Here is a 17,637-nt window from a genome sequence, read left to right as displayed (position 1 = left end):
GGGGTACTTTTATTTTTTACGCTTTGTTTTACCCTGTTTAGCCATAGCGGCGGCTTGTCGTTTCTCTTCCTCTTTTTTCTCTAGGTAATAGTCATAATTACCCAGATAGACATACAGTAATCCATCCCTAATTTCCACAATCTTAGTAGCGGTTTGAGCGATAAAATAGCGGTCGTGGGAAACAATTGCTACGGTTCCCGTATATTCTTGAATTGCATTTTCTAGCATTTCCTTAGCAGGAATATCAAGGTGGTTGGTTGGCTCATCTAAAATCAAAAAATTTACCGGCTTCCAAAGCATTTTTGCCAGCGCAAGGCGAGCTTTTTCACCCCCGCTGATGTCCCTGACCTTCTTAAAGACCGTATCCCCTGAAAACAGAAATTGCCCCAACAAACTGCGTACTTCCTGATGATCCCGCTCGGGAAATTCATCTTGGATGGTATCAAACACAGTTTTATGCAAATCCAGAGCTTCCGCTTGATTTTGTTCAAAGTAACCGATCTGCACATTATGACCATAGGTAATATCCCCTTCGTTGGGAATTTCTTTGCCAACGATCAGGCGCAGTAGGGTAGATTTGCCAGTACCATTTGCCCCTAAAAATGCCACCTTATCCCCATTTTCAATCTCTAAGTTTGCTCCCAAAAACAAGATTTTATCACCATAGGCATGGGTAAGATTTTTAATTGATACTGTAAATTTACCACTGCGAGGTGGGGGGGGAAACTTGAATTTAAGGGTGCGGACTTGACTGGCTGGAGCTTCGATTTTCTCCATTTTATTCAATAGCTTTTCCCTACTTTTTGCTTGGGTACTGCGATGGGCACTGGCACGAAATCGCTCCACAAATACCTGTTGTTTTTCAATATATTTTTGTTGGCGTTCAAAGGCACTCAATTGGGCATCTTGGTCTTCCGCCTTTTGGGCTAGATATTGGGAATAATTTCCTAAATAGGTACGAGAAATACCCCGTTCAGTTTCAACAATCTGCGTACATAATCGGTCTAAAAAAGTGCGGTCATGGGAGACGATAACCATAGGAATTTTTTGTTGCTTTAGATAGGCTTCTAACCATTGAATTGTTTCCAAGTCCAAGTGATTGGTTGGTTCATCCAATAGCATTAGATCGGGACAGGTGAGCATCACCTTGCCCAAATTGATCCGCATCTGCCAACCACCGCTAAATTCACCGACGAGCCGGGTGCCGTCCGCTGGAGTGAAACCCAACTCCGGTAGAATTTCATCAATTTGACTTTCCAGTTGATAGCCATATAGTTCTTCAAATCGCCTTTGCAAACGGTCTAATTTTTTGAGGAGTGGCTGAAAATCTTCGCCTTCTTTAATCTGTTCCAGTGCTACATTCACTGCCGCCAGTTCGGCTTGAATCTGATTGGCTTCCGTAAAAACAGTCCAAAATTCCTCTTTAACCGTTCTGGTGAAATCAACCGCAAATTCCTGACTCAGATAGCCCACTTTGAACTGACTGGGCTTGATAATATGCCCTGCCGTTGGCTCGATTTCCCCGGTAATAATTTTTAATTGGGTGGACTTGCCCGCCCCATTCACCCCGACCAAACCGATACGATCCCCAGCTTTCACTTCCCAGTTAATATCCTTGAGCACCTCACCGGTCGGGTAAATTTTTTGAATATGTTCAAGGCGAAGCATAACAGGCACCACCAGATGGCAACTCTATCTTAATGGTTTTGTGTTGCAGGGTTCATGGCTGTCCAGATACTTGAGTCCGAACCGCAGGATGCCAGCCTGAGCCGACCAGCCTTGGTTTTGGCAATAAATAATTACCATAGGCAACTTGATCACGGTCTATAGCAATCCTAAATGAGAATAGAACAGGGGTCGCAGGGGCAACGCCCCCGTATTTGGTTCTGCGGAATTTCCGTTCGTTAATCAAGTGGGATTTCTATACTTTGAAATTAACAGAAGTGTGGTGTAAAATCCCATTGACGCTAAGCCTTAAAAGTAAGTTTTTTATATTCTTATAATTCTACAGATAATTTTACCCTGGTTCTCCTCCCCTGCCTGGCATAGCTATATAACTTGGTTATTTATTCCCATAGATTATCTGAAATTGTTACAGCCGACTGGGATCAAATACGCCATAAATACGTCATAAAATAGATTGATGGAGTTGTGTAAAGATACTGGTTCCCTGAGAGGTACTACACCTCATGAAAACAACCATTGGGGATATACTTTTGCTGGCGTTGACCCTATTGTTGGTCTGGTTGGTGTTGCGTTGGGTCATCAAAGTGACAGTGGATACGGGCAAAACCCTGCTTACCATTGGGCTGATCCTAGGAATTTTACAATTTGGCTTTGGGCTTGGTCCCCGTGCCTTGCTGACCCGTACCTGGGAGCTATGGGAAAAGTGGTGGCCGTCCGTAACGCATTTATTTTTGACCCAATTTGGTCTATGGTAGTTTAGAAAAGCAATTAATCTTAGAATTATGAGCCAATTACCCGTAGAGGTGGTCGTGCCGCCGGTGCGTTTGGATACCACCACGAAAGATGGATTGACCCAACAGGTGAAACAGATTGCCAGTCAAAAGGCGGCGCTGGTGCTACTGGATTTCAGTCAGGTGGAATTTGTGGATAGTTCTGGATTGGGGGCAATGGTGGCCGCCTTGAAAAGCCTACGCTCGGTGGGGGGGGAATTGGCTCTGTGTCAGCCCTCTGACCAGGTGAAAACCCTCTTGGAGATTACCGGACTCGAACGGATTATTAAGATTTATCCGAATCGGCAGGTTTTTGACCAGGAATATGGGAAATAATATGGCCGCCCAATCCCATTTCTGTGAACAGGATTTATCCCTCGAACTGCTCACCCATTATCAACAACAATCCGTATTGGGTGTGGACACGGAGACGATGGGGTTGATCCCCGCCCGGGATCGGTTGTGTTTGGTACAGGTGAGTGATGCGGCGGGACAGACAACTTTGGTGAAAATTTTGCCGGGACAAACCCAAGCCCCCCATCTGCAAACCCTGCTGGAAGCTCCCCAGATTCTCAAAATTTTTCACTATGCTCGCTTTGATTTAGCCACCTTACGTTACCATTTGAATATCCGAGTCCAACCGATTTTTTGTACTAAAATTGCCAGTAAAATGGCTCGCACCTATTCCCCCAAACATGGGCTAAAAGATGTGGTACAAGAACTGTTGGGCATTGAATTGGATAAACAGGCTCAATCCTCGGATTGGGGACGACCGGATGCTTTGCGTCCTGAGCAATTGGCCTATGCGGCTAATGATGTGATTTACTTACCTCAAATTGCGGAAAAGTTAACCGCTATGTTGCAACGGGAAGGTCGCTGGGAATTGACGCAAGAGTGTTTCCAATGTGTGCCGACTATCGTGAGTTTAGACCTGTTAAATTATCAGGGGATTTTTGAACATTAAAGGGCAATTCTAAAAATGGATTGCAGGGGGCACCCCCCACCCTTGGTTCTGGGAAATATGGGCATTTTAGTGAAATAATCTGCCACTGGTGGACATAAGGGCACTTCTAAAAAAAATGGGTCGCAGGGGCGTAGCCCCCGTCTTGGTTCTGGGGAATATGGATATTTTAACGAAATAATCTCCCAGTGGTGGACATAATCAATAGAGGTGCCCTAAATCTAAAAAATAGCTTACTTTCATCAGACTTGGTTGGGTGAACCCTAGTACCGTAAATCCTCCAGAGCGCTCCCCCCACTCATGGTATGATGAAACCTAACGTATTTCTCTGCCCTTGTGCTGTCATTTTATGAACAATTCTCGCCGCAGTCAGGTGATTACCGCCGGTGTCCAACGTTCCCCGAACCGGGCGATGTTGCGGGCTGTGGGCTTCACGGATGCGGATTTTGCCAAGCCGATTGTGGGAATTGCCAATGCGTACAGCACCATTACCCCCTGCAATGCCGGGATCAATGATTTAGCCCTGCAAGCGGAAGCGGCGATGCGGCAAGCCAATGCCATGCCCCAAATGTTTGGCACGATTACGATTAGCGATGGGATTTCCATGGGCACGGAAGGGATGAAATGCTCTTTGGTGTCCCGGGAAGTGATTGCGGATGCGATTGAAACGGTGTGTTTGGGGCAAAGTTTGGATGGAATTTTAGCGATTGGCGGTTGTGATAAAAACATTCCGGGGGCATTAATGGCGATGGCACGCCTGAATATCCCGGCGATTTTTGTCTATGGGGGAACCATTAAACCGGGGCATTATCAGGGGCAGGATTTGACGATTGTGAGTGCGTTTGAAGCGGTGGGTGCCTACAGTGCCGGGAAAATGAGTGAGGCAGATTTACTGGAAATTGAACGGCGGGCGTGTCCGGGAGTGGGTTCCTGCGGCGGGATGTACACTGCCAATACCATGTCCTCGGTGGCGGAGGTGCTGGGGTTGAGCCTGATGTATTCTTCGACGATGGCGGCGGAGGATGGGGAAAAATTGGACAGTGCGGCGGAATCAGCCAAGGTGTTGGTGGAGGCGATTGAAAAGCAGATTTTGCCCCGGCAGTTGATTACCCGTAAGTCGCTGGAGAATGCCATTGCCACGGTGATGGCGGTGGGGGGTTCGACCAATGCGGTACTGCATTTGTTGGCGATTGCCCAGGCGGCAGAAGTGCCCTTGACGTTGGATGATTTTGCCCGTATGCGGGAGCGGGTGCCGGTGTTGTGCGATTTGAAGCCGTCCGGGCGGTATGTGACGGTGGATTTTCACCAGGCGGGGGGGATTCCCCAGGTGTTGAAAATTTTGCTCAATCACGGGGTACTGCACGGGGATTGTCTGACGATTACGGGGCGCACGTGGGCGGAGCAGTTGGCGACGGTGCCGGATGACCCCCCGGCGGGGCAGGAGGTGATTCGTCCTTGGGACAACCCGGTGTATCCCCAGGGGCATTTGGCGATTTTGCGGGGCAATTTGGCGACAGAGGGAGCGGTAGCCAAGATTTCGGGGATCAAACGCACCTCGATCACGGGACCAGCCCGGGTGTTTGATGCGGAGGAAACCTGTTTGGCGGCGATTCTCGCCGGGCGCATTCAGGCGGGGGATGTGGTGGTGATCCGCTATGAGGGACCAAAAGGTGGACCGGGGATGCGGGAAATGTTGTCCCCCACGTCGGCGATCATCGGGGCAGGGCTGGGGGATCAGGTGGGGTTGATTACGGATGGGCGGTTTTCCGGCGGTACCTATGGGCTGGTGGTGGGTCATGTGTCCCCTGAAGCGGCGGTGGGCGGGGCGATTGCCCTGGTACAGGAGGGGGATGTGATCACGATTGATGCCCAGGAATGCCGTTTACACTTGCACGTTTCGGATGAGGAATTGGCACAACGGCGGGCGCAATGGCAACCCCCGGCTCCCCGTTACACCCGTGGGGTGTTGGCGAAGTATGCCAAGTTGGTGGCGGGCAGTCATTTGGGGGCGGTGACGGATTTGGATTTGTGGGCGTGATTTGGCGGCGGTCATTCATGTCATTGGTCTGGGCTGGGAAGGGGCGGACTCGCTGAGTCAAGATGCCCAAATTGCCCTGAATCAAGCGCAAATTTTATGCGGCACTCCCCGGCATTTAGCCCATTTTGCGACACATCCAGCCCTGCATCTGCCTTGGGAGCATCTTAATCAGGGTATTCAGGACTTAAAAAACCATTTGGCACAGGGGTATGAACAGGCGGTGGTGTTGGCATCCGGTGACCCTTTGTTTTTTGGGATTGGGCGGTTATTGCTCAGCCATTTTCCGCCGGAATCGCTCCGGTTTTATCCCCACGTCAGTGCTATCCAGTTGGCGTTTAGTCGCTTGAAAATTCCTTGGCAGGATGCCCAAATTGTGAGTATTCATGGTCGTTCCTGGGAGAATTTAATCCCCCCGCTCAAACAAGGGGTGGCTAAAATTGCTATCCTCACTGACCCCACCCACAATGTCCGCACCATTGCCCAGGTGATTCAAGAATTAAAATTACCAATTTCTTATCATATTTGGGTGTGTGAGCAGTTGGGCAGTGCGGATGAAAAAATTGAATTACTTTCCCTCGATGAAGCGTTAAATGATCAAAGAAATACACTTAATATCGTGGTACTTCTGCGGGAGGCATCCCGATTATTAAATACTAATTTTTTACCAGTATTAGGATTATCTGATGGTCTATTTCATGGATTTCCCGACCAGCTGGGTTTGATGACCAAAAAGGAAATTCGCAGTTTAATTTTGGGAGAATTACAGTTACAAGATGGGCAAACGATTTGGGATGTGGGAGCAGGTACAGGTACGGTAGCCATTGAAATCGCCCGTTTACTACCTGAAAGTTCGGTCTATGCCATTGAAAAAAATGCGATGGGGGTGCAATTAATTCACCAAAACTGTCAACAGTTAGGGGTGCCTAATATCACCGTCATTACCGGCAATGCCCCGGAAATTTTTACTCATTTACCCAATCCTGACCGGGTGTTTATTGGTGGAAGTGGCGGCAATTTAAGGGCAATTTTAGAGGCATTAGATACCCGTTTACCGCCAAGGGGAATCGTGGTTTTAGCATTGGCGACCCAAGAACATCAGGCACTGGTTTTAAGCTGGGCGAAACAACAGGACTGGTCGTATCACGCCCTGGATATTCGCCTTTCCCGTTCCCTGTCTGTTGGGGATTTGACCCGCTGGCAACCCCTCAACCCAATTACCTTAATTCAATTAACCAAACCCCATCCCTGAGCTTTTTTTGCGATGGCAATCTCCTTTGTAGGTTGTGTATAGCAATCCTACTTGATTAACGAACGGAAATTCCGCAGAACCAAATACGGGGGCGGTGCCCCTGCGACCCCTGTTCTATTCTCATTTAGGATTGCTATAGTTCTGTCTCCAAGGTAGAGGATTAAAATTGCTACGGCAAAGAGCAAGTAACCGGGTGAAATTCCTCCCAGTTTTTACACACCTGTTCATAGCATTGGGGCGGCGGGATGGGCAGATTTCTGAGGTAAAAAAACGTCACTTGGTTAAACGATTCCAACAGGAATACGGCTTCCGTCGTGGGATCATACCCATCCACAACCGCCAAAATGTGGGCATTCATAAAATGGTGGCGTAAAATCGCCGTGTCTGGCGCGGCTAACCAAGCATTCAAAAACGCCGCCAAATGGGGTCGTTGCACAAAGTAGGTGGCAAAGGATTCCCCAGCCATGCTCACCGTTGGCGCATTTGTACTGGTGACCAGCACCCCCCGACCACTGTGGCGGTAGCCCAGCCAGGCGTTGTAGCCCAGGATCAGCAAATTTTTGCTAATGAAATCCTGTTGCCAGTCGCTATCGTCCATAAAAACCTCCGTGCTGATGGGGTTCCAGGCAAAATTCCGACCAGCGCCGTTGTACCTGGCGGTAGCATTCCTCGGGCGCAATTGCCAACCGTTGCAGGTCATAAATACCCGTATCCCCGTTGGCGTGGAGTACCAGGAGCATTTGCTCGCCTGGATGGTACTGCTGAACCCTAGCCAGGAGATCGGGGACAGTGGCGGGTAGCACGTGCAGGGTTGACAGACAGGCGGGAATCCGGGCGAGGGGGACAAATCGGAGGACATACCCAACACGCCGCCAACGCCAGTCCCAGCATTCCGGTTGGGGAAGGGACACCCCACAGACCACCAACCCCCGCCCCTGGGTGCGAAATCCGTCCCAAGCTATGTACCCCAATGGTAAGAAATGTTCCCGGATGAAATGGTGATGCCAACAGCCGCAATTGCCCTGCCAGAGGTCATTCAGGGGTGGCATGGGTCTCCTCCCGGAGGATTTTTGCCGCCGCCACCATATTTTTCAGAGCCGGGATCACCTCCTCCCAACGGCGGGTTTTCAGACCACAATCGGGATTCACCCAAATTTGCTGGAGTGGTAGGTGGGCGATGCCGCTTTTGAGTTGATGCACCATTTGTGCCACCGTAGGCACCACTGGGCTGTGGACATCGTAAACCCCATTCCCCACTTGGTGCTTGTAGCCCGCACGCGTAATTTGCCAAAGCGTTTCGTTATTGCTCCGGCTGTTTTCAATGGACAGCACATCCGCATCTAGTCGTTCAATATGGGGCATGATGTCGCCAAATTCGGAGTAGCACATGTGGGTATGAATTTGGGTTTCTGGCTTGGCTACCCCCGCCGCCAACCGAAAGGCATCCACCGCCCAGGACAGGTATTCATCCCAACGCTCCCGCTTGAGGGGCAACCCTTCCCGCAGTGCCGGTTCATCAATCTGCACCATTTTGGCACCCGCCGCCTCCAAATCCGCCACCTCATCCCGCAACGCTAGGGCAATTTGCAGTGCCTGCTCCCGCCGAGGGAGGTCATCCCGCGTAAAGGACCAATTGATCATGGTCACCGGTCCCGTGAGCATCCCCTTGACGATTTTCTGGGTGAGGGATTGGGCAACCCGAAACTCCCGCACCGTCATGGGTTGAGGGCGCGCTACATCAGCGTAAATAATCGGGGGACGCACGCACCGACTGCCATAGCTCTGCACCCAGCCATGCTCGGTAAAGGCAAACCCGGCGAGTTGTTGCCCAAAAAACTCCACCATATCCGTGCGTTCAAATTCCCCATGCACCAACACATCCAACCCCGCCTCCTCTTGATAGCGAATGCACCGGGCAATTTCCGCATCAATCGCCGCTTCGTATTCCGCCTGGGTGATTTCCCCCCGCTTCCGCTTGACCCGCAGTTGGCGCACCTCCGAGGTTTGGGGAAAGGAACCAATGGTCGTGGTGGGCAAGGGGGGCAGTTGGGGTTGCAGGGGTCGGCGTTGCTCGTAGGGCAGGGCACGTTCTAGGGTCTGGGGGGTTACCTGATGCAGACGTTCCCGCACCGTCGGATTAGCCGGACTAAACTGGGCAAATGCCTGCCATTGTGCTTCTAAACAGGCGAGTTTCTCTGCGTTGCCTTCCCCCCCATGCGCCAACAGGACAACTTCCGCCAATTTCTGCTCCGCAAAACTGAGAACCTGACGAAGCGGTGCCGGTAAATTGGTTTCCCGCTGGGCTGAGTAGGGGATAAATTGCAGAGAAGCTGAGGGTTGCAGGCGGAGATTTTTCGTCACTTTTTGGATTGCTTCTCGGATCGGCATCACCCGCTGGGGACGAATTTTCCAGATATTGCGCCCATCCACCAAACCCACGCCCAAGGTTTTATCGCTGGGGAAACCGTACTTTTGTAGTAATTCTAAATTTCTGCCCCTGGTGAAATCCAAACCAATCCCCGCCACCGGCAATGCCACCACCCAAGGATAGGTATCCCCCAGGTCATCAAAATAGGTCATCACCTGGATGGGAACCCCGACAGCCGCCAGTTCGGTATAGGTGGTCTCAATCGCTGTACGCAACCCTACCCCTTGGCTCGTCACCAAAATCGGTTCATGGAACTGCACTTCCGCCGTGCCCCGGGCGGCAAGCTGGGTCAACAATTCCCGGTACAGCGGCAATAAACGGTGCAAATGCGCCAGGAAATCCCCCTCCCGGCGACTCAGACACAACAGCGTGACGGGGCTAAGAATCATCGGCACCGCCCGTGAACCGAGAACCCTTTGGGCGTGATCCACAACCGCCAAAAATTCGGCAAAATCAGCCTTGGGTTCCATATCTGCGGCAATTTCCGGCACCAGGTAGTGGTAATTGGTATCAAACCACTTGGTCATTTCCAGGGCAGGAATCCCCTCCCGTCCCCGTGCCATCGCAAAGTACTGGTCAAGTCCCGCTAAATGCTGAAACCGCTGGGGAATCAATCCCAAACGCCCAATCCAATCCAACACCCAATCATAGAGCGACATATCCCCAATGCCAATGTGGTCAATTCCAGCATCTTTTTGGGTCTGCCAATTCGCTAACCTGATCTGTTGCACCGTTTGCCGGAGGGTGGCTTCATCGGATTTTTGACCCCAGAAAGCCTCTAATGCCTTTTTGAGTTCCCGATTTTTACCAATGCGGGGATAGCCCAAAGTTGCTGTAGCCAATGTCATGATGTATTGTCCTAAATTTCAGTAAATTGCCAGCCAAAATTAACCAGGTTCCTATCCAGAACCCATCCAAACTCCAGAAGAATTGGGGGCACATTGCAAAACTGGCGTTAAATACCAAATTACCTCAATCTGGGAATCAGACTAAGGGTCAGCATGACACCAGCAAACACCCCTCAAAATGCGCCAAGGGGACGCTACAACCTCAAAATTTCTAACCAAAACCGACGGCAAGACCGTAAATCGTTCCTCATCCGTACCTCGCAGATGTTGTATGTTCTGGGTTTACCGCTCGGCGGGCATTCTGACTTAGGGAGTGAAATTTCCCCTCACAGCTGCGGGACAGCGCCGGATTTCCACCGGACTTTCCCCGTTACCTCTAACGACTGCTCCCCGTTAGAACCGAACTGCCTTTGAAGCTAACACGTGCCCAGGAGTGGTTGGAGATTAACTTAACAAAAGTAAACATTTCAGGAAAAGCTGTATATTGTATTTATATTATGCTTTTATTGTTGTTATAATTGTGGGTATCTCTATCAATTCATAAATTCAAAGTTAGCGGTCGCAGGGGCACCGTCCCCGTCCTTGGTTCTGGGGAATCTCACTTCTCACTTCTCACTCCTCACTGCTCGTCGCAGGGCACCGTCCCCGTCCTTGGTTCTGGAAAATTTTTGTTCCTTAATCAAGAAAGATTCCTGGGGAATGCCCATTGGTGCCGGTGCGGTCGTAAGGTTAAGGATTTGTAACAGACTACTTACCACTAGATTTTGGGAGGTTCCGGGATACTACGGAAAAACTTAAGGTTTCCCAGGTCGGCATTGGATAAATTTTCTCCGTGTGCGGGTAAATACTTAGGTATGTTTACTGAAATCGGGAGATGGTGGGGCGTTGGGGACATGGGATGAGCATGGCTTTTGTAAATTTTGTGGCTATAAAATAAATAACTTATACATACAAAATAAAGATTGTAGCTAGGTATAATGTCGTACAAATCGGGGTTGTAACCCTTTGTAAGACGTGATAATCTGACTCTATTCCCATTTTAAGGAGTAAATTGTTAAGAAATGTCGCCAAATGTTGAAAAAGTTGTTACCATACAACCAGTAGAGCCAGTAAACCTACGGAAACAACCTTCGGAGAAGCCAGAAATGTCAGGACAAACATTTAGAGTGACCCACCTATCGGACGTGTGGACAAAGATGCAGACGCACCGCCTATCGGGGGAGTTGCAGTTGGGGGATAGCCGTCAGCGGTGGTCGTTGTTTTTCCTGGGGGGACGTTTACTATTTGCGACCGGGGGTCAGCATCGGTATCGGCGGTGGCGGCGGTTGACCGGTCAGTTTGCCCCAGCATTGCAGGGGGTGCAGGGGGCGCCGGAGACGGCTTGGGAGTATGACGTATTGACCCAGGCGGTGGAGGCTCGGCAGATTACCCAGGAGCAAGCCCAGCAGGTGATCCGGGGGGCGGTGACGGAGGTTTTGTTTGCTTTGGCACAGGCGGTGACCCTGGCGCAGATGGGGGTCGGTCAGGTGCGGGGCTACTGGGATGGGGAAGCCCGACTGCCGGGGGAATTGCTCCTCTTGGTGGTAACTGAGGAATGGCGGCGGGTGGAACAGGTTTGGCAACAGTGGCAGGAGGTGGGTTTGCGGGCGACTTCCCCGGATATGGCACCCCAATTTCATGAAAAACGCCGTTTGGAACAGCGGGTGAACGCCCAAACCTATCTCACCCTGTCCCGGTTGTGTGATGGGCAACACACCTTCTGGGATTTGGCGGTGGCGACGGGGGCACAGCTACCCCTGGTGGGTCAGTCCCTGTTGGCTTTGGTGCGGGAGGGCTACTTCCGGCTCCAGGAACTAGAGGATGTAGCGCCGGTTTTGCCTGAGGTGACGGAATCCGCACCCAAACCGGTGGTCGCCTGTGTGGATGATAGCCCGGCGTGTTTGCAAAATGTGGCGGCGGCGCTGGGGGATCAGTTTAATTTGGTCACCCTGGAAGACCCGTTGCGGGGGTTGGGGACGTTGATCAAAACCCGTCCGGCTGTGATTTTCCTGGACTGGTTGTTCCCCCAGGTGAATGGCTTGGAGGTCTGTTCGCTCCTGCGGAAATCCCCGGTGCTGAAGGATACGCCGATTGTGCTGTTGACGGCTAATGGCGGCATCTTAGACCGGGCACGGGCACGGTTGGCGGGGGCGAATGAGGTGATGGAAAAACCAGCCACCCCGGAACAGTTGCGGGCGACGGTACAACGCTATTTAGCCACAGCCTAGGGTTATCCTAAAAAGGGTCATCTGTGGTTCCTGGAAATGCGTCTCAGTAAAATTACGGAGGCAGGTTGAATCGCTCCTGGTGGGTGTGGCGGGGTTTGCTGGTCATACCTGTTCTGTGGCTGGGGCTGTTTTTCCTCCTGCCCCTGGGGTTGCTGGTGGTCTATAGTTTTCTCACCTCACAGGGCTATGGCAATGTGCTGTGGCAGTGGACGGGGGAAAATTATGCCCGTTTGCTCAACCCTACCTACGGGGAGATTTTGCTCCGTTCTTTGGGGTTAGCTTTGGGGACGACCCTGGTGTGTCTGGTGTTGGGCTATCCTCTGGCACTTTGGCTGGTGACCCAACCCCGCCCCTGGCGCACTGTATTTTTGTTATTGGTGATCATCCCTTTTTGGACAAATTTCCTGGTACGCACCTATGCCTGGATGGTACTTTTGGGGCAACGGGGGGTGATTAATTCTATATTACTCGGGTTAAATATCATTTCCGAGCCATTGAACCTGTTGTTTACCCCATTGGCGGTCTGGATTGGGCTGGTGTATGGCTATCTACCATTTATGATTTTGCCCCTGTATAGCAACTTAGAAAAATTTGATTTTAATTTAGTCTTGGCGGCGCAGGATTTAGGGGCAAATTTTTGGCAAATTCTCTATCGGGTATTGATTCCCCTGAGTATGCGGGGGATCGGCGTGGGGTGTTTGTTGGTGTTTATCCCGGCGGTGGGGGCATTTGTCACCCCAGATATTTTGGGTGGTGCCCGGAGTTTGCTGGTGGGAAATCTGGTGCAAAATCAGTTTCTCAAAACCCTGGATTGGCCTTTGGGAGCGGCTCTATCGGTGGTATTGATGCTCCTAATTCTTCTGCCAATTCTGCTCTACCTACGGCTGGGTGAGCCGGGGAACCCCATGAATTTCTCTAGCTAAGGGATCCAGAAACTTCTTGAGCTTTCTTGATAAAAAACCAGGTCAAAAAGGCTAAAACCTAACGCCAAGCTACCCGTATCTACCCAAAACAAAACCCCCTGAATCGCTCCAGAGGGCTTTGGGAAGATTTTCCTGGCATCGTGCTATTTTCACAGGCAGTTACCCACCTACTATCTTCGCCGCAGCGGCGTTTCACCTCCGAGTTCGGGATGGATCGGCGTGGTTCCACCGCGCCATAGACACCAGGAAAGTTGAACCAAACCCTGAAAACTGCATAGGGATAGATAGTCAATCACCCAATGAACAAGTGATACGGTCTATTAGGACATCTCGGCTGAATGCATTACTGCACGTACACCTGATGCCTATCAACAGGTCGTCTGCCTGTGACCTAGGAGTACTCATCTTGAGGTGGGCTTCCCACTTAGATGCTTTCAGCGGTTATCCACTCCGCACATGGCTACCCTGCGTTTACCGTTGGCACGATAACAGGTACACCAGCGGTGCGTCCCTCCCGGTCCTCTCGTACTAAGGAGGGCTCCTCTCAATACTCCAACGCCTATACCGGATATGGACCGAACTGTCTCACGCATGGTTCTCCGTATCACTACGGGCATGGACTATATCTTCATCCTGTTTCTCACCCCTAACGAAAACAGGAGCCGACATTTGAATACCTTGATCCACAAGGCTTCTCGACTTACGCTGAGGGGTTAGCCCAGCCTAGGTCTCAGTCTCTACGGGATTAGGATATGCCGTACACGCATAAACTCCGCCACTTGGCTAGACTTGATGGTACGTTTTTTGGAATCATTCAACTCCTCAAAAACATCCACTTTTTTTGCCAGAGCCAAAAAATCCTGAGGGGACAAACGGGCAGAGTGCTTCAGTTCCGCCACAATTTCCAACATCAGATCACATTGCTTTTGCTTCAAGCGAATATAGGGTTGAAGTTGCGTCAAAATCCTTTCAACTGATTTGACATCCACCACACTATATTCGCTCATGCCATCTTTGCGTTCCCGGATGCAACCTACGCTAAACACTGATTGCAACCACTCTAAAAACGCCCGATGTTTTTGTTTTTGGAAGAAGGTAATACTGGGTCGTATCTGATAGCCCAGCCGGTAGTCCTTACGACGCACCAACTGCACATTGATAGACCCATCCCCATCCAAAAAACCAGCAATGTAACTCAATACCTCTGGACTCGACATGGTACAGGTATCCTACTTACCCTCGGTATGGCCTTACCCCAGGGTTCGGTGCCCAGAATAAGGTTTTACCGATTTTAGTCGGTTTGCTACTGCACATTACTGCACAGTGACGCAATGATTTACGTTCTGAACCCAGCTCACGTACCGCTTTAATGGGCGAACAGCCCAACCCTTGGGACCGACTACAGCCCCAGGTTGCGATGAGCCGACATCGAGGTGCCAAACCTCCCCGTCGATGTGGACTCTTGGGGGAGATCAGCCTGTTATCCCTAGAGTAACTTTTATCCGTTGAGCGACGGCCCTTCCACGCGGCGCCGTCGGATCACTAAGGCCGTGTTTCCACTCTGCTCGACTTGTAGGTCTTGCAGTCAAGCTCCCTTATGCCTTTGCACTCTACGGCTGATTTCCGACCAGCCTGAGGGAACCTTTGCGCGCCTCCGTTACCTTTTAGGAGGCGACCGCCCCAGTCAAACTGCCCACCTGAAACGGTTCCCCGCCCGGCTCACGGGTCAGGGTTAGAATCTCAGCCTGCTCAGAGTGGTATTTCACCGTTGGCTCCAGCACCCCCACAAGGGCACCTTCACAGCCTCCCACCTATCCTACGCAAAGCAAGCCAAAACCCAATTCCAGGCTACAGTAAAGCTTCATAGGGTCTTTCTGTCCAGGTACAGGTAGTCCGCATCTTCACGGACAAGTCTATTTCGCCGAGCCTCTCTCCGAGACAGCGCTCTGATCATTACGCCTTTCGTGCGGGTCGGAACTTACCCGACAAGGAATTTCGCTCAGTTTGTCCTTGCTGTTTCCAACAAAGCTGGACTTTATCTTGTACGACTGCGATTCATTTGGGCAGTGATCTGCTGAATTTTGATGATGCCTGCTTCCGTCAAATGCTCACCCGCCTGACAGAGTAAAACCACATCCCGAAACTTCAGGAAATCTATGTTTTTACTCGTCTTTAACGGATGCTTGAGGAAAAAAGGCACAATCCGTTGAGCAAGATGTTCGATACTCCTGACTCGATAGGCCATGCGGTCACCGTGATTGACCCGCACCACCCCACAGCCAAAATAGGCTTTCAAGCCATGAAGCACCTGCACATCCCGTTGGTGTTGCACGACAGTGAATTCGGGTAACACTTGATACCCAACCGCCATTTCCTTGTGAGGATTAATGCTCACATGAAAACAGCCTTCCCCATCCACAAAACCAACGACCCACTGCGTTTCCAAATTCATTAGCCGTACCTGAACATTAAGTCTCTGGGGATTCCTGGAAATTGCTTTCCAGGTCTTTCCTGCGGATTGTCCCCCTGTCTCGCTCATTTTAACTGCCTAGCGTAACAGCACAACTGAAGTTAAAAAATCACTTCCGTGCCTAACTAGACGAGTAGAGCCAAGCTGTACGAGGATATTCCCGCATATGGTTCAGTTTTACTAAGGCGACCAATTCACCTTAGGACCGTTCGTTTTTGTTACACCCACCTAAAAATTAGGTTCAAGTGCGACCGGTGAAGTTACCCCCACCAGTCCTTCATGTCACCATGAAGACCGGACTATATCATCACCATCCGTAGATGATGTCTGGCGTATAGTCTCTGAGGATTTGCCTAGACTTTCCAGAATTTCGGTATGGGTGTAACGGCGTTTACCACCGTCATTCATCCCTTCCCGAATAGACAATATCTCTCGCAAACCGCCTTCAGTCAAATGGGCTTGTCTTTGCATCAAAGCCACAATCTGTTTGAACTTGCTAAAATCTCGCTTCTTTTTTGCCGAGAGGAAGGGAAACCGCTCAAAAAACGGAATCACATTCTCAACTACGGCTCGGAGCTGGGTCACTTCGTAGTACCAAACCCCATCGGGGCGACCACGCAAAGTACCACATCCCAGGTATCTCTTAAATAAAGCCAGAATTACCCGGTCTTTCTGAGATACATTGAAGCTAACGGAGATTTTCCAAGGAATTAGGTAATCCGAGCGGGGACGGCAGGAAATATTAAAACTTCCTTCACCATCGGTAAACCCTGCCAGATAATACCCAATCTCAGGCGGTATGGGTTTGAGTCTGGAATCCATTGGCATCTTTCCTGCTGATTGTCCGCACTGAGTACATTGTCACTGCCCTGCATCCATCAGAGCGAGTAGTATCAGATACACCGGATTTTCCAGCATATAGCCAGATTTTTTTACGTAACTACAAAAAGTCTATAGTTACGGCCGCCGTTCACCGGGGCTTCGGTCGTCAGCTTCGTTTCCTGACCAACTTCCTTAACCTTCCGGCACTGGGCAGGCGTCAGCCCCCATACGTCGTCTTGCGACTTAGCGGAGACCTGTGTTTTTGGTAAACAGTTGCCAGAGCCTCTTCACTGCGACCCCCTCGCGGGGGCACCCCTTCTTGCGAACTTACGGGGCAATTTTGCCGAGTTCCTTAGAGAGAGTTAGCTCGCGCCCCTTGGTATCCTCTACCAACCCACCTGTGTCGGTTTCGGGTACAGGCATGTGCTTAACGTGTTTGGGCTTTTCTCGGGAGTTTGACATCAACCACTTCGGAACCGTAGTCCCTCGGACTCACGCCTCGGCTCAGGACGTTTTCACCGTCCCTCACAGCGTTGAACGCTTACACGAGTAACCAACATCTCGCTGGCCTAGCCTCCTCCGTCCCCCAGCACAATCCACACACGGTACGGGAATATTCACCCGTTGTCCATCGACTACGCCTTTCGGCCTCGCCTTAGGCCCTGACTCACCCGCCGCGGACGAACCTGGCGGCGGAACCCTTGGGTTTTCGGGGCATTGGATTCTCACCAATGTTTTCGCTACTCAAGCCGACATTCTCACTTCTGGGCAGTCCACACCTGCTTACGCTGATGCTTCGCCCCACCCAGAACGCTCCCCTACCACAGTTTCCTGTCCACAGCTTCGGTACATGGCTTAGTCCCGTTCATTTTCGGCGCAGGAGCGCTTGACCAGTGAGCTATTACGCACTCTTTTAAGGGTGGCTGCTTCTGGGCCAACCTCCTGGTTGTCTATGCACTCCCACCTCCTTTGCCACTTAGCCACAATTTAGGGACCTTAGCTGGTGGTCTGGGCTGTTTCCCTCTTGACGATGAAGCTTATCCCCCACCGTCTCACTAGCTGCCTGAACGATTGGTATTCGGAGTTTGCCTCGATTTGGTACAGCTCTCGCCGCCCGCACCGAAACAGTGCTCTACCCCCAACCGGTATAGCAACCGCTGCGCCTCAACACATTT

Annotated in this window: 11 protein-coding genes, 2 rRNA genes and 1 riboswitch (1 of these 14 running past the window's edge); of the genes, 7 read left to right on the top strand and 6 right to left on the bottom strand. The window is 51.0% G+C overall.

Features of this window, described 5'->3' with window-relative positions:
• Nucleotides 1-9 precede the first annotated feature (9 nt).
• Nucleotides 10-1,668, bottom strand: coding sequence for an ABC-F family ATP-binding cassette domain-containing protein (locus MLD66_RS12290; protein WP_247218289.1), 1,659 nt, complete (start codon nucleotides 1,666-1,668; stop codon nucleotides 10-12).
• Between the two features lie 521 nt (nucleotides 1,669-2,189).
• Between MLD66_RS12290 and MLD66_RS12285 the strand changes: the two genes are divergently transcribed.
• From MLD66_RS12285 to cbiE, 5 genes are all read left to right on the top strand, one after another.
• Nucleotides 2,190-2,441 carry a hypothetical protein gene (locus MLD66_RS12285; RefSeq protein WP_247218288.1) on the top strand — a complete coding sequence of 84 codons (252 nt, stop codon included), beginning with the start codon at nucleotides 2,190-2,192 and terminating at the stop codon, nucleotides 2,439-2,441.
• 27 nt (nucleotides 2,442-2,468) lie between these two features.
• Entirely contained in the window at nucleotides 2,469-2,792 is a 324-nt protein-coding gene (locus tag MLD66_RS12280) for an STAS domain-containing protein (RefSeq protein WP_247218286.1), read from the top strand.
• Between the two features lies 1 nt (nucleotide 2,793).
• Nucleotides 2,794-3,420, top strand: coding sequence for a ribonuclease H-like domain-containing protein (locus MLD66_RS12275; RefSeq protein ID WP_247218284.1), 627 nt, complete (start codon nucleotides 2,794-2,796; stop codon nucleotides 3,418-3,420).
• 346 nt (nucleotides 3,421-3,766) lie between these two features.
• A complete protein-coding gene (gene ilvD, locus MLD66_RS12270; RefSeq protein ID WP_247218282.1) occupies nucleotides 3,767-5,455 on the top strand; it encodes a dihydroxy-acid dehydratase in 1,689 nt (562 codons plus the stop codon).
• A 1-nt stretch (nucleotide 5,456) separates the two neighbouring features.
• Nucleotides 5,457-6,704 carry a precorrin-6y C5,15-methyltransferase (decarboxylating) subunit CbiE gene (cbiE, locus tag MLD66_RS12265; protein WP_247218280.1) on the top strand — a complete coding sequence of 416 codons (1,248 nt, stop codon included), beginning with the start codon at nucleotides 5,457-5,459 and terminating at the stop codon, nucleotides 6,702-6,704.
• 169 nt (nucleotides 6,705-6,873) lie between these two features.
• Here cbiE and MLD66_RS12260 read toward each other — a convergent pair whose 3' ends face one another.
• Genes MLD66_RS12260 through metE form a run of 3 tightly spaced genes read right to left on the bottom strand, consistent with a single transcriptional unit; the run spans nucleotide 6,874 to nucleotide 9,980 of the window.
• Complete coding sequence (locus MLD66_RS12260; protein WP_247218277.1) at nucleotides 6,874-7,302, bottom strand: hypothetical protein; 429 nt, start codon at nucleotides 7,300-7,302, stop codon at nucleotides 6,874-6,876.
• Nucleotides 7,292-7,753 carry a hypothetical protein gene (locus MLD66_RS12255; RefSeq protein ID WP_247218275.1) on the bottom strand — a complete coding sequence of 154 codons (462 nt, stop codon included), beginning with the start codon at nucleotides 7,751-7,753 and terminating at the stop codon, nucleotides 7,292-7,294. Before MLD66_RS12255 ends, MLD66_RS12260 begins: the two co-directional genes overlap by 11 nt.
• Nucleotides 7,737-9,980: a 5-methyltetrahydropteroyltriglutamate--homocysteine S-methyltransferase gene (metE, locus tag MLD66_RS12250; RefSeq protein WP_247218273.1), complete on the bottom strand. Its 2,244-nt coding sequence runs from the start codon at nucleotides 9,978-9,980 to the stop codon at nucleotides 7,737-7,739. The genes MLD66_RS12255 and metE overlap by 17 nt, the downstream gene beginning before the upstream one ends.
• Nucleotides 9,981-10,253: 273 nt before the next feature.
• A riboswitch (cobalamin riboswitch) is annotated at nucleotides 10,254-10,399 on the bottom strand.
• A gap of 642 nt (nucleotides 10,400-11,041) precedes the next feature.
• Here metE and MLD66_RS12245 point away from each other — a divergent pair.
• Together MLD66_RS12245 and MLD66_RS12240 are read left to right on the top strand one after the other, a co-directional pair.
• The gene (locus tag MLD66_RS12245; RefSeq protein WP_339396996.1) at nucleotides 11,042-12,247 is read left to right on the top strand and encodes a response regulator; all 1,206 of its coding nucleotides are present in this window, start codon (nucleotides 11,042-11,044) and stop codon (nucleotides 12,245-12,247) included.
• 65 nt (nucleotides 12,248-12,312) lie between these two features.
• Nucleotides 12,313-13,170, top strand: coding sequence for an ABC transporter permease (locus tag MLD66_RS12240; protein WP_247218268.1), 858 nt, complete (start codon nucleotides 12,313-12,315; stop codon nucleotides 13,168-13,170).
• Nucleotides 13,171-13,300: 130 nt separating this feature from the next.
• On the opposite strand, the gene rrf is transcribed toward MLD66_RS12240, so the two are convergent.
• Both rrf and MLD66_RS12230 read right to left on the bottom strand, forming a co-directional pair.
• Nucleotides 13,301-13,417, bottom strand: a 5S ribosomal RNA gene (rrf, locus tag MLD66_RS12235).
• A 52-nt stretch (nucleotides 13,418-13,469) separates the two neighbouring features.
• Nucleotides 13,470-17,637 (bottom strand): 23S ribosomal RNA (locus MLD66_RS12230); it runs 836 nt beyond the window's last position.

Origin of the sequence: Synechococcus sp. C9, from assembly GCF_022984075.1 — a bacterium.
Classification (GTDB): Bacteria; Cyanobacteriota; Cyanobacteriia; order Gloeomargaritales; family Gloeomargaritaceae; genus Gloeomargarita.
Note: the sequence above shows the minus strand (reverse complement) of the source record. Positions and strands in the feature narration are given on the sequence as shown.